This window comes from Bradyrhizobium nitroreducens, assembly GCF_002776695.1.
Classification (GTDB): domain Bacteria; phylum Pseudomonadota; class Alphaproteobacteria; order Rhizobiales; family Xanthobacteraceae; genus Bradyrhizobium; species Bradyrhizobium nitroreducens.
In genome coordinates this window covers 7,037,170-7,050,360 of record NZ_LFJC01000003.1, presented here as the reverse complement: position 1 = coordinate 7,050,360, position 13,191 = coordinate 7,037,170, and the positions used below count along the sequence as shown (strand labels likewise).

Annotated in this window: 11 protein-coding genes; 3 read left to right on the top strand and 8 right to left on the bottom strand. The window is 64.7% G+C overall.

Annotated elements, in window-relative coordinates:
* Positions 1-11: 11 nt before the first annotated feature.
* From TSA1_RS33490 to TSA1_RS33480, 3 genes are all read right to left on the bottom strand, one after another.
* Positions 12-1,319 (bottom strand): GGDEF domain-containing protein, encoded by a 1,308-nt coding sequence (locus TSA1_RS33490; RefSeq protein WP_100181473.1) that lies wholly within the window; start codon positions 1,317-1,319, stop codon positions 12-14.
* Between the two features lie 225 nt (positions 1,320-1,544).
* Entirely contained in the window at positions 1,545-2,849 is a 1,305-nt protein-coding gene (gene pncB / locus TSA1_RS33485; RefSeq protein WP_100180050.1) for a nicotinate phosphoribosyltransferase, read from the bottom strand.
* 77 nt (positions 2,850-2,926) lie between these two features.
* A complete protein-coding gene (locus TSA1_RS33480; protein WP_100180049.1) occupies positions 2,927-3,847 on the bottom strand; it encodes a LysR family transcriptional regulator in 921 nt (306 codons plus the stop codon).
* A gap of 98 nt (positions 3,848-3,945) precedes the next feature.
* On the opposite strand from TSA1_RS33480, the gene pcaH reads away from it, so the two are divergent.
* Together pcaH and pcaG are read left to right on the top strand one after the other, a co-directional pair.
* Positions 3,946-4,734: a protocatechuate 3,4-dioxygenase subunit beta gene (pcaH, locus tag TSA1_RS33475; protein ID WP_100180048.1), complete on the top strand. Its 789-nt coding sequence runs from the start codon at positions 3,946-3,948 to the stop codon at positions 4,732-4,734.
* A gap of 4 nt (positions 4,735-4,738) precedes the next feature.
* Positions 4,739-5,365, top strand: a complete 627-nt coding sequence (gene pcaG / locus TSA1_RS33470; protein ID WP_100180047.1) for a protocatechuate 3,4-dioxygenase subunit alpha — start codon at positions 4,739-4,741, stop codon at positions 5,363-5,365.
* A gap of 5 nt (positions 5,366-5,370) precedes the next feature.
* Here pcaG and TSA1_RS33465 read toward each other — a convergent pair whose 3' ends face one another.
* Entirely contained in the window at positions 5,371-6,270 is a 900-nt protein-coding gene (locus TSA1_RS33465) for a helix-turn-helix domain-containing protein (RefSeq protein WP_100180046.1), read from the bottom strand.
* Positions 6,271-6,320: 50 nt separating this feature from the next.
* Here TSA1_RS33465 and pobA point away from each other — a divergent pair, with 50 nt between their 5' ends.
* On the top strand, positions 6,321-7,493 hold the full coding sequence (pobA, locus tag TSA1_RS33460) for a 4-hydroxybenzoate 3-monooxygenase (protein WP_100180045.1): 1,173 nt from the start codon (positions 6,321-6,323) through the stop codon (positions 7,491-7,493).
* Positions 7,494-7,666: 173 nt separating this feature from the next.
* Here pobA and TSA1_RS33455 read toward each other — a convergent pair whose 3' ends face one another.
* From TSA1_RS33455 to TSA1_RS33440, 4 genes are all read right to left on the bottom strand, one after another.
* On the bottom strand, positions 7,667-8,770 hold the full coding sequence (locus tag TSA1_RS33455; RefSeq protein WP_100175217.1) for an ISAs1 family transposase: 1,104 nt from the start codon (positions 8,768-8,770) through the stop codon (positions 7,667-7,669).
* Between the two features lie 117 nt (positions 8,771-8,887).
* Positions 8,888-11,038 carry an adenylate/guanylate cyclase domain-containing protein gene (locus TSA1_RS33450; protein ID WP_100180044.1) on the bottom strand — a complete coding sequence of 717 codons (2,151 nt, stop codon included), beginning with the start codon at positions 11,036-11,038 and terminating at the stop codon, positions 8,888-8,890.
* A 20-nt stretch (positions 11,039-11,058) separates the two neighbouring features.
* Positions 11,059-11,727, bottom strand: a complete 669-nt coding sequence (locus tag TSA1_RS33445) for a hypothetical protein (protein ID WP_174719189.1) — start codon at positions 11,725-11,727, stop codon at positions 11,059-11,061.
* A 187-nt stretch (positions 11,728-11,914) separates the two neighbouring features.
* A complete protein-coding gene (locus TSA1_RS33440; protein WP_100180042.1) occupies positions 11,915-13,045 on the bottom strand; it encodes an HD domain-containing phosphohydrolase in 1,131 nt (376 codons plus the stop codon).
* Positions 13,046-13,191 lie beyond the last annotated feature (146 nt).

Sequence of the window (13,191 nt, the reverse complement as noted above, 5' to 3'; positions counted from 1 at the left end):
AGCGGGCGACCTCAGGCCCGTGCAGCTTCGCGCGGCCGTGTTGCAACGACGATGACATCAGGTCTTCCACCGTCGACCTGAACACGGTTGCGTCCCTTGTCCTTGGCGCGATAGCAGGCGGCATCCGCGCGCCGCATCGCGTCCTCGAGCGTGGTGTTGCCCTCGGCGATGCAGGCGACTCCGATGCTGGCGGTCACCGCAAAGCAGCGATCGTCCCAGGCGAAGGTGAACATCTCCAGCGAGCGTCGCAGCCGTTCGGCGATATCGACCGCGTTCGCGGGCGAGCACTGCGGCAGGATCAGGCCGAATTCGTCGCCGCCGAGGCGCGCCACCAGATCGTGCGGGCGCCGTTCCTGTTGCAGGAGGCGCGAGACCTGGCAGAGCAGGCGATCGCCGGCGAGGTGCCCGCAGCTGTCGTTGACGTTCTTGAACTGGTCAAGATCGAGCAGGATCAGGCTCAGCGAACCTGCCGCGGCAACGTCCAGCTCGCCTTGCAGTCGCGCCTCGAAGGCGCGGCGGTTGGACAGGCCGGTCAGCCAGTCGTGCGACGCCTGGAAGGCCAGACGTTCCTTCTCGGCATGCAAGGCGTCTTCGAACGCCTGTCGTTGCAGCACCAATCGCCGGGTGTGCCAGATCAGGAGCAGGACGAGCGTGATGGCGGTGACGATGTTGATGCCGGTCAGCGTCAGCTTGATGGCGCGGGAGCCTTCGCCGAGGACGGTCGAGAATCGGTTGGCATGCACCGTGAACTGGGCGTTGAGCTCGGAGAGCCGTGACGACAGCACTTGCAGGCGGCGCGCGTCCCGAACAGGACCGTTGTCCCACTCGGAGCGGATGACCTCGCCGAAGACGCTCAGCTCCAGCAGCATGGGGTCGGTAGCGGCCCACTCCCGGATTGCTTCCTGCAGGAAGCTGACGCGGTTGAAATAGCGAAACAGCCAGATCAGTCCCGGAACGTCATCGGGATGATTGCCGCCTTGCAGAAAGCCGATGCGGGCCGCCTCGACGTCGACCGGATCGCGCTCGAGCGCCCAGCGCGCGAACTCGTCGCCGATGGGAACAGCGAGCGAGGCCTGGTATTGCGCGAACTGGCTGGCGTCGCCCGAATGCAGGTAGAGATTGAGGAAATAGACGGCGTTCTTCTGCGAACGCGACCACAACGCTTCACCCGCGACATAGGCCCGGACCGAAGACATCACCTCGAGACTGAATCCCGCGATCGCCGCCTGGAGCACGACGACCATCACGAAAGGCGAGACGAGCTTGATGACGTGAAGGAAGCTGCGTTCCTTCATCGACATGGCTGTTCTGCGAAACACTCTGACGTTCCCCAAATCGGCGATGCCCCCATCGGAGCGCTGCGCCTGCAACGCAAAGTAGATGAGATGGTTGCTTAACTCGATCTGAAAGACGCGGAGGACAGCATTGCAGGGTGAAGGCGTCGTGAAATGAATGTCCGCAGATTGCTTCAAATACCTGGGAATGGGGTGAACCGGCGTGTCACATCCGTCGTGCGTGCGTTGACGAAAGAGGTGAGGGCCGGGCTAGACCAGCACCGGCTTGCGCACGCGGCCGGCGTCACCGAACACGCGCAGGTAACGCTCGATCTCCGAGGGCATGCCGGTCGCCTTCTCCGGATTGTCGGAGAGCTTGACGGCGGGATGGCCGTCCACCGACGACACCTTGCAGACCAGCGAGATCGGATCGAGGTTGAACGAGCCGTCCGGCGTGCAGCCGACGAAGTCGTTGGTGAGGTTGGTGCCCCAGCCGAAGGAGAGCCGCACCCGGCCGGCGAAGTGGTGATAGGTCTCCTCGATCGAGCCGACATCCATGGCATCCGAAAAGACCAGCAGCTTGTCCCTGGGATTGCGGCCCTTCTTTTCCCACCAGGCGATGATCTCCTCGCCGGCCTGGATCGGGGGCGCGCTGTCGGGGCGGAAGCCGGTCCAGTCCGCGACCCACTCCGGCGCATCGCGCAGGAAGGCCTTGGTGCCGAAGGCGTCGGGCAGGGCGATCAGGAGGTTGCCGCCATAGGTCTGGCGCCACTGGTCGAGGATGCGATAGGGCGCCCAGCGCAATTCCTCGTCGTCCCTGGCGAGCGCGGCCGCGACCATCGGCAGCTCGTGCGCGTTGGTGCCGATGGCTTCGAGATCGTTGTCCATCGCCAGCAGCACGTTGGAGGTGCCGATGAAGGACGAGCCAAGGCCCTCCTTCACGGCTTCCACGCACCAGCGCTGCCAGAGGAAGCCGTGACGGCGGCGGGTGCCGAAGTCTGATAGGCGCAGATTTTCGAGCTTGCGGAGACGCTCCACCTTGGTCCAGAGCTTGGCCTTGGCGCGGGCATAGAGCACGTCGAGCTCGAAGCGGCCGCGGCCCTTGATCGCGGCACGGGAGCGCAGCTCGTTGAGGATTGCGAGCGCCGGAATCTCCCACATCGTGGTGTGGGTCCATGGCCCGTGGAAATGCAGCTCGTACTGGCCCTCGACCTTGCGCAGCTCGTATTCGGGCAGGCGGAATTCGGCCAGCCAGCGGATGAAGTCCGCCGAGAACATGTGGGTCTTGCCGTAGAAGGTGTTACCGGCGAGCCAGATCAGCTCCTTCTTGGTGAAGCGGATGGTGCGGGCGTGGTCGAGCTGGGCGCGCAGCTCACTCTCGTCGATGATGTCGGCGAGGCGCACATGACGCGAACGGTTGATGACCGAGAAGGTTACCTTCTGATCCGGGTAATCTTCCCGAATCATCTGCAACATCAACAGCTTGTAGAAATCGGTGTCGAGCAGGCTGCGGATGATGGGATCCAGCCGCCAGCTGTGATTGTAGGTCCGGCTCGCAATGTCGGTCACTGTCATGGGCGTATTTTAGCGTGGCTCCCCCTGCGCAACCAGTGGGTTTGGGAAGGGCAGTCTTGCGGAGGGCGGCACCTCAATCACGCCCTGGCGGCCGTCGCTGCGACAGTCTCGAGCTGGCTCCTGACCCAGCGATGGGCCGGGTCCTTCTGATAGCGCTGGTGCCAGACCATGAACATCGGCAGCTCGGCCAGCGTCCGCGTGCGGGACGCCAGCGGGATCCGCGTCTGCGCGAAATCGCGCATGATCCCGGACGCCAGCAGGCTCGGCATGCTCGCCAGCATCTGCGAGCCGCGAAGGAAGGACGGCACGCCGGAGAAGCTCGGCACGGAGATCGCGATGTCGCGGTGAAGACCGTTGGCGGCCAGCCGGCGGTCGAAGTCGAGCCGCTCATTGTCGGTATAGACGACCGTAATGTGCCGCGCCGCGAGATAGGCCCCGCGGCCGGCCGGGGCGGCGCGCATCTTGGGATCGAAGTAACAGACGTAATGATCGCTCAAGAGGCGCTTCTGCACGATATCGACACCGGATGGCGGCAGTGGCGTGATCAGGACGTCGCAGCGGTTTTCGCGCAACATCGCGGGCGAGGGCGACTGCGAGGGGATCACGCGCAGGTTCAGGCCCTTCACCTGCGCGGCGACATGGGTGAAGAACCGCGGCAGCAGCAGATCACGCTGGAAATCATTGGCGGCGATCGTCAGCGAAAGCTGCGCGCGGGCCGGCTCGAACGTGACGCCGCCGGCAAAGCTTCGCATCTCGTCGATCAGCGCCCGTGCCTTCGCGGCGAGGGCCTGGGCATGCGCGGTGGCGACGATGCCGCGGCCGGATTTCGCGAACAGCGGATCGCCTGCGATCCGCCGCAGCTTGTTCAGCCCGTGGCTGACGGCGGATTGCGTCAGGCCGAGCCGCGTTGCCGCCGCGGTGACCGATCCCTCCTCCAGCACGGCGAGGAACAGTTCGAGCGCGTGGCCGTCGAGGGCCAAATGATCGATTTCTTTCATGCAATATATTATAATTGATCTATTTATTCAGGGAATAGGCCGCGCCATGATCTCCCGATAAGCCGCGTCCGGACCCGGGCGCCGAAGGGAGAGACACGATGAATGCCCAGGCGCCAGCCTTGCGGGATCCCCGCCTCAACCGCCCCGAGCCCTTGACGCCGCCGCTCGGCGACGGCGGCTTCTTCCAGCGTGATCGCTCCATCCATCCGCCCGCACATGCGCCCGGCTACAAATCCTCGGTGCTGCGTTCGCCGCGGCAGGCGCTGCTGTCGCTGGAGAATTCGATTTCGGAGATCACCGGGCCGGTGTTCGGCCACAACGATCTCGGTCCGCTCGACAACGACCTGATCCGCAACTACGCCAAGGACGGCGATCCCATCGGCGAGCGCATCGTCGTCCATGGTCGCGTGGTCGACGAGACCGGCCGGGGCGTGCCGAACACGCTGGTCGAGTTCTGGCAGGCCAATGCCGGCGGCCGCTACCGGCACAAGAAGGACACCTATCTGGCGCCGATCGATCCGAATTTCGGCGGCTGCGGCCGCGCCCTGACCGACGACACCGGCTATTACAATTTCCGCACCGTGAAGCCGGGCCCCTATCCCTGGCGCAACTACGTCAACTCCTGGCGTCCTGCCCACATCCATTTCTCCGTGTTCGGCTCGGGCTTCGCGCAGCGGCTGATCACGCAGATGTATTTCGAGGGCGATCCCCTGATCCCGATCTGTCCGATCCTGACGACGATCCCGGACAAGGATGCGCTCGATCGCCTGGTCGCGCCGCTCGATCTCAACGCCTCGACGCCGTTCGACTCGCTCGCTTACCGCTTCGACATCGTGCTGCGCGGCCAGCGCTCCACCTATTTTGAAAATCGCACCGCGGGGAACTGAACCCATGCCGCAGCCGCTCAACTATCTCAAGGAAACGGCGTCGCAGACCGCCGGCCCCTATGTCCATATCGGCCTGATCCCGGCGATGGCGGGCTTCGACATCTTCGAGAAGAATTTTTCCAACGTGCTGGTGACGCCGAATACCGAGGGCGAGCGCATCACGCTGGAAGGCAAGGTGCTCGACGGCACCGGCACGCCGCTGCGCGACGTGCTGCTGGAGATCTGGCAGGCCAATGCGGCGGGTCGCTACAATCACCCGGCCGATCGTTCGGCCGGCGCGCTGGAGCAGGAGTTTCGCGGCTGGGGCCGCGCCGGCTCCGACTTCGAGAGCGGTCTCGTGACCTTCGAGACCATCAAGCCGGGCGCGATCACCGACAGAGCTGGCCGGACATGCGCGCCGCACATCAACGTCTGGATCGTCGCGCGCGGCATCAACATCGGCCTCAATACGCGGCTCTATTTCTCCGATGAGGAAGCCGCCAACGCCGCCGACCCCGTGCTCAATTTGATCGAGCAGCCGTCCCGGCGCGGGACGCTGATCGCCAAGCGCGGCGAGCGCGCCGGCAAGGTCGTGTATGCCTTCACGATCAATTTGCAGGGGCCCGAGGAGACGGTGTTCTTCGACGTGTGAGGCGTCTAGGCCTCTTCGCCATGGAGCTGCGCGCGGAAGGCGCGCGGTGACACGCCCGTGGCTGCGGCATAGACGCGGCTGAAATAAGCGGGGTCCTCGAAGCCGAGTGTGTAGGCGATCGTCGAGATCGGCAAATTGGTGTAGACGAGGTTGCGCCGCGCCTCGCGGATCATCCGGTTGAGGATGAGGTGCGAGGCGGTGTCGCCGGTCGCGGCCCGTGTGATCCGGTTGAGATGCGTCGGGGTCACGGCCAGCGCCTCGGCGTAGTCGGCGACGCTCCAGCGTTCCAGATGGTGCTGCTCCAGCAGCGCCTCGAAGCGGCGGAACAGGCTGGACTCGACCGTGCCGTTGCCGCCGCTCTCGCTCGTGAGCGCGCGTGCCACCAGCCCGATCATGGCGGAGGACAACGCGCGCAGCACATGGGCGCGGCCGAAATCGCGCGCGGCGTGTTCGGCGAAGATCTGCTTCATGGTGGCGCGGATCTGCGGTGTGCCGCGCACCACGGCCGAGCGCGACAGCGCACCGCGCAGGCCCTCGGCGGCGAGCAGCGCCTCGTCCAGGATTTCCGCGGCGATGGTCAGCACCCACCCTTGCGTGTCGGGCTCGAAGCGGAAGCCGTGGACGTGGCCGACGGGCACGTTGACGACCTGCATCGGCTTCAGCGGCACCACGCGTCCATCCAGCGTCGCCTCGCCGCCGCCGCGCTCGATCAGCAGCACCTGGTGCAGCCGGGCATGGCGATGCACGGCCAGGGTCCAGTCGTGCAGCACCGAGCGGGACGCGATGGTCTCGCAATGCACGACGTCGGGCAGATCGCCGGACTCGCCGAACAGATTGTAGATCCGGATCGCGGGGGCTGCGCTTCTCATGTTCGAATAGTACAAGACAATGGCGAAACCCTCCATCGGTCTGCGGCATCAAATCTGCAAAAAAGTGCCGACGGGAGGACGCAAAAATGAAAGTTCAGGTCTGTATCATCGGCGGCGGGCCGTCCGGGCTGTTGTTGTCCCAGCTCCTGCACCTCAAGGGCATCGACACGATCGTGCTGGAAAAGTACAGCCGCGATCACGTGCTCGCCCGCATCCGCGCCGGCGTGCTCGAGCACGGCTTCGCCAAGCTGATGCGCGAGGCGCAGTGCGGCGAGCGGATGGACCGCGAGGGTGAGATTCACACCGGGTTCGAGATCGCCCATGACGGCGTGCTGTCCAAGATCGACCTGCACAAGCATTCCGGCGGCAATTCGGTGCTGGTCTACGGCCAGACCGAGCTGACGCGCGACCTCTACGAGGCGCGGGACCGGCTCGGCGGCAAGGTCGTGCACAATGCGGAGGACGTGACGCCGCACGATCTGACGTCGGACCGGCCCTACGTGACCTACCGGTCGAACGGCGAGGCCGTCCGCGTCGATTGCGACTACATCGTCGGCGCCGACGGCTTCCACGGCGTCAGCCGCAGATCGATCCCGAAGGACGTCTTGCGCGAGTACGAGAAGGTCTATCCGTTCGGCTGGCTGGGCGTGCTGTCGCGCACCAAGCCGGTGTCGCCCGAGCTGATCTATGTGAAGCACGAGCGCGGCTTTGCGCTTTGTTCTTTGCGCTCGCAGGTGCTGAGCCGCTACTACGTCCAGGTGCCGCTGACCGACAAGGTCGAGGATTGGTCGGACGATGCGTTCTGGGCCGAGCTGAAGCGGCGTCTGCCCGAGCATGTTGCGGGCAACCTGATCACGGGGCCATCGATCGAGAAGAGCATCGCGCCGCTGCGCAGCTTCGTCGCCGAGCCGATGAGCTATGGCCGGCTGTTCCTCGCCGGCGATGCCGCGCACATCGTGCCGCCCACAGGTGCACGTGGTCTGAACAGCGCCGCGTCCGACATCTACTATCTCTATCACGCTCTGCTCGCGCACTATCAGAATGGCGATGATTCCGGCCTCAAAGGCTATTCCGCCAAGGCGCTGGCGCGGATCTGGAAGGCGCAGCGCTTCTCCTGGTGGATGACGATGCTCTTGCACCGCTTCCCCGACCGGCTCGACTACGAGGATCGCCTGCAGCAGACCGAGCTCGACTATCTGCTTTCGTCGGAGACGGCGCAGCGTCTGCTCGCGGAGAATTATGTGGGACTGCCGTTTTAGGGTGATGCTCACTTCACCCTCCCCTGGAGGGGGAGGGTCGATCGCGCGCAGCGCGAGCGGGGTGGGGTGATCTCTCCACACGGCCGCTGTTCGATGAGGAGAGACTGTCACCCCACCCCGTCTCACATTTTCGCTGCGCTCAATGTGAGCCGACCCTCCCCCTCCAGGCAGGGCTATCGCATGTGACCGATAAGGCTGAGAAGGAATTCGTCTTCCCAGCCTGCTCGTTTGACCTTCTGTCGCATGGAGATGCGGGCGGGGTGGGCTCGAATGAGATTGATTGCAGCTCGCCGCAAGATCGCGAAGTTCTCGGGGCCGTTGTTTTTTCTGGTTCGGCAAGCGTCTTCGCCAAAGACGACATCGAGCACCCAGTGCAACTGATTCTCGATGCTCCAATGGCCTCGGACGACCTGCAACAATCGTCTTGCGGGCAGGTATTTGGACAACAAGTAATATCGCACGGACGGCTTGCCGGCGGGTTTGCCATGCAGTCGTCGGCGCGAAGTGATGCGAGCCACGGCCGCCACTCCGGGAAAGCGGTTTGTCGTACCCAGACTGATGTTGCGCATGACGGTGGCGCGCCGGGATTCGCATCGATCGTGCGTGCTCGGCTCGCGTCGTTGAGCCACGCTGCGCTTGCCCGAGCGGGCAAAGCAGCGCTCGACCTCCGCGAACAGTTTGCTTTGATTTTCCTTGAGAGCCAGCACGTAGTGGGCGCCACGCTCGAGCACCTTCTTGGCGAAGGGACGATTGCAATGCAGGGCGTCGGCAGTGACGATGCAGCCTTCGAGCGAAAGCATTTGCAGCACATCCAGGGCACCTTGGGCCTCGTTGCGGCCTGGCGCCTTGCATGCAGCCAGGGCCATGCGGGCTTCGGTCGCAAAGACATTGACCATGTGCAGTGGCGTGGCGCTGCGACCGCGTTCGTAGGCTCCTCGAACAGCTTTGCCATCGACTGCCACCACGCCGGTGAGCTTGATCCCGTTGGCCTCTGCGAATGCTGCCATAAAGCTTCGGAAGGCTTGTTCGAAAGCCCCCGGATCGAGCGCGTTGAAGACCCGGCTGAACGTATCGTGACTGGGGATTCCGTGCTCCAACCGAAGGAATTGCCGCAACAGCTTTTCCTTGGACGACGCGAACACCTCCATATCCGTCGCGCCCTGTCCTCCGCACAACACCGTTGCCAGCGCGATGACGATGAGATCCAGCAGGTCGTGCAGTGCGTTGGGTGCACGCGGATCGGGCAACGTACTGAAGATACTGCGAATCTTGCGCATAGGACCCCCACGCCGAATCGGGAGTCCTCTTCAGAATCCATATCGCTGGACCGCGCAATACCACCCTCAAAACCACATGCGATTCCCCTGCCCCTCCAGGGGAGGGTAAGAGCGCCGTTACTTCCCTTCCAGCGTATTGACCGGTGTCCAGTCCGGGGGCGGGGGATTTGCAGCGAGCGCACGTGCGCGCTTCGCAAACAGAGCCGACGCCGGATCGACGTCCGCCATCTGGCCGAAGGCATCCGCTGCCTTCGCATAATCCCGCGCGCGCCAGCGGGCGAGCCCCTCCGCATAGGCTGCAGCCGCCTTTGCCTGATCGGCGCTCTCCGCGCCTTTCTCCGCCAGCGGCTCGAACACCCTGACCGCCTCGCCGCGGCCGAGCACCCTGATCGCGTCGAGCTCGCGCCAGGCGAAGGCATCGCCGGTCTGCGCCATCGTGGATTCCGATGCCATGATCGCGGTGCCGTAATATTTGTTGGCGCCCTCGAGCCGCGAGGCGACGTTCACGGTGTCGCTCATCACGGTGTAGTTGAAGCGGCGGCGCGAGCCGATATTGCCGACCACGGCTTCGCCGCTGTTCAGCCCGATGCGGTGCGACAGACGATGGCCGGCGAAGGCGGGGTGATCGGCATTGAGCTCCGCCAGCTTGTCGTGGCATTTCAGCGCGGCGCGAACCGCGTTGCGTGCGTGGGCGGGATCGTCGGCCGGTGCGCCGAACATCGCGACGATGGAGTCGCCGATATATTTGTCGACATAGCCGCCATGACTTTCGATGATGTCGGTCATGGCGGACAGATATTCGTTCATCAGCGTCACCAGCTCGCCCGGCGTCATGGTCTCGGCAATGGACGAGAAGCCGCTGAGGTCGGAGAAGAACATGGTGACGTTGCGCATCTCGCCGCCGAGCGCGGGCATCTTGCCGGAGGCGACCATGGTCTCGATGACCTCGGGCGCGAGGTAGAGGGCAAAGCTCTTGCGCAGGAAGCGCTCGTCGCGGTCGGCCAGCACGAAGCGGTAGCCGATCATCGAGGCGAGTGCCGCAAGGCTGGCGAGCGTCGGCTCGGTCAGCGGCAGTGCCAGGGCGTGGACGAAGGCAGCGACGGCAATCGCCGCATAGACGGCGGTCGATGCGAGCCAGACGATCGCGGCGGTGGTCGGCGCGAAGGCGCAGGCCGCGCAGACGATGATCGCGGCAAACGCGATCGTGAGGATGGTGCGCAGCGGAAAGCCGAGCTCGGTGACCGCGTCGTGCTCGATCAGGTTTCGCACGACCGTGGCGTGCACGAAGACACCCGCGACGTCGCTGCGGGCTTTCTGCGGCGGGCTTGCCGGCGCGGGCAGGGCGCACCGCTCTGCCGGCGTTCCATCATAGCCGCCGGACAGGCGCATCGAGGTGAGCTTGCGGTCCTCGAAATTCAGGATCGTGCCAAGCAGCACGACCTTGCCGTCGAACGCGCGGCGAAAGAAGTCGCGGTCCCCCTTTTCGACGCAGGCGCGCAGATCGACGAAGGAGTAGGTCGGGATGTCGCGTCCCAGTCCCCGGAAGTTGAGCGTCACGGTATTCGGCACCGCACTCGGAATCGCATAGCCGGACAATCCGGTCGCGCCAGACGGCGCAATTTCCGGCTTTGCGCCCGTCGCGCGGGCGGCGAGCTCGACCGCCATCGCGGGGACCGGTCGCCCCTCGATGGCAAAGCTCAGCGGCATGCGCCGGATGACGTCGTCAGGGTCGGTGTGAACATTGAGCGCCCGCACGGTGTTGCGCACGGCCACCTGCTGTGCGCGATAGGGCACGTCCGGATGGTCGTTGCTGAGGATTTCGCCGAGCACCAGTTTGCCGCTGTCGGAGATTTGCCGGAGCGCGATCAGATAGTCCCGGTCAAATCCCTTCAGCCGGGCGCCGAACGACGTGTCGCCGAAGGGAATCTCCGACTGCTCGATCGAATTCTTGAAGATGACGTCGAAGCCGATGACCTTGGCGCCGCCTTCGGTGATGCTGGCGAGCACCCGGCCGATCTCGCGCGTCCAGGTTTGCGTCGGCGATCCCTGAAAGGGTGGGGTCTCGTACGTCTCCCCGTCGATCGCCACGACGACGACCGGCGACGTCGCGGGATCGCGGCGATCGCGGACGAGCTTGCCGCGCAGCGCCGTGAGGATGTCGAGCGAGAGGCCTTGCAGGGTCTGCAGCGGCGGAGACGTGAAGATTGCGCCCGCAACGAGCGCAATCAGGATCGTTGCAACGATGTCCCGTCCCCCGATCCGCCGCATCGCCCCGTCGCTAGGTCTGCTTATTCGAGCCGCAGCAGGCGGCCGATGATCGGGGTCGGCGCGGCGGTGGCGCTGGCGTCGACCTGGAAGGTGTAACGCTTGCTGCCGATGCTCGCGAGATAGCTGCCGCCCGGGGTCAGCGACTTCCCGGCCTTGGCGAAATCATAGAACTTGCCGCGGGTCATGACGTCGTTCTTGAGCGGTACGCTGATCGTGGGCTCCTTGCCGTCGGTGCGTTCGATCACCAGCGTGCTGCCGCTCTTGGCCTGGACGATGGGAGCGACGCCGTAGATCGTCGGCAGCTTCGACGGAGCGGCCTTGGTGTCGGACCGCATGGTCCGGAACGTGGTTGCCGCACTCTGGTTCGCCTCGCGCTCGGAGAGCTGCGCCGCCTTGGTGTCACAGGGCACCTTGGCACGCTGGACGTCGCCGAGCTGCACGGTGCTTTGCTCGGCGCCGACGAGCACGACGCCTTCGCTGATCGTCTCGCGCAGGCACGATTTGAGATAACTGAGCGTGATGCTGGCCTTCGGTCCGAGCTTGATGATCTTGCCCGCAGCGACGTAGTCCATGAACTCGACGCCATCGACCTTGCCTTGCACATCCTCGACGATCGCAGCCGGCGTCTCTGCCAAGGCGGGGGCCGCAATACACAACGCGCCGACGACAGCGCCGATCAGGCTTCTCATGGGTCTTCTCATTCCATTCGACCGATACTTTGCCGGTCCCCGTCCCGGAGCGATGCCTAGCAGCGGATCGCCCGGGCAAGTGTGACCGGAATCACTCTTTGATATTGGTGCACTCTATCAGGAAGAGGTTCAAATCGGCGACCGGAGAAAAATCAAGTCGCGGCAAAGTGTTGGCGGGTGGATGCTGTCAAGCGGCCGGGATCGGCTGGTCGTCGACCGGACGTTTCTCCGCTGCACTCTCCAAAGTGGGAGCGAGAGGGGGCGCCGCTTTTTGAAAGGGCGTCGTTCGCCGACCGGTGGCGATCTCGATCACCTCGTCCCAGCGCGACAGAAAGGCCTCGACGCAGGCTGGATCGAACTGCCGGCCTTTGTTTTCGGCCAGGTAATTGCGCGCCACCTCGAGCGGCATCGGCTCCTTATATGGCCGCCGTGTCGTCAGGGCGTCGAACACGTCGGCGACCGCAACCACGCGCGCGGCGACCGGGATTTCATCCGCCCTGAGGCCGTTCGGATAGCCCGCGCCGTCCCAGCGCTCGTGGTGGCCTGCGGCAATTTGCGCACCGAGCCGGATCAGCTCGCAGCTGGAATCGGCCAGGATGCGCTCCCCGATCGTCGCATGCGTCCGGATCACCGCCATCTCGTCGTCGGTGAGCTTGCCGGGCTTGAGCAGGATATTGTCGGGAATGGCGACCTTGCCGACGTCGTGCAGGGGCGCGGCGAGATAGATGTCGCGGCAGAGCCGGGCCGGCAGGCCGAGTTGCTCGGCGATGATGCGGCTGTAGCGGGCGACCCGCAGCGTGTGCTCGCCCGTGTCGTTGTCGCGGAATTCGACCGCGAGCGCGAGCCGCAGGATGATCTCCTCCTCCCGCTCTCCGAGCTTTCGCGTCGCGGCCTCGACTTCGCTGGCCAGATGCGCGGCACGGTCGTTGAGCTTGCGCACGGCTGCACCGAGCTGAATCAAGTTCCGCAAACGCACTGTCATCTCGACGCTTTGCGGCTGCTTGGGCAGGAAATCGGTCGCACCGGCCTGCAGCGCTTCCATCTTGACGTCGTCGGTCTGCCGCGAGGTGATCATCGCGATCGGAATGTCGGCACAGCCGGGTAAGGTACGAAAGACGCGGATGAAGCTGATGCCGTCCATATGCGGCATCTCGTAGTCGACCAGCACGAGGTCGAAGACGCGCTCGCGTGCGCAGGCCAGCGCCTCCACGGGATCGAGGAAGGTGGTGGCTTCGACCAGACCTTCGGTTTCGATGTGGCGTTTCAGGAAGTTGAGGACGGATCGGCTGTCGTCAACCAGCAGCGCTTGGGTCAGCATCGGCGGCCGGGGCTCTCTTCGCTGGCAAAGACACGGACTCCACGCATAACCCGAGCGAGTTTAACGTGAAGCAAATGCGCCGTGTCGGCCACCACGTCGCGGGTGAGATTTCAGGCTGTTTACGCCTGCACACGCCTGCGCGAATT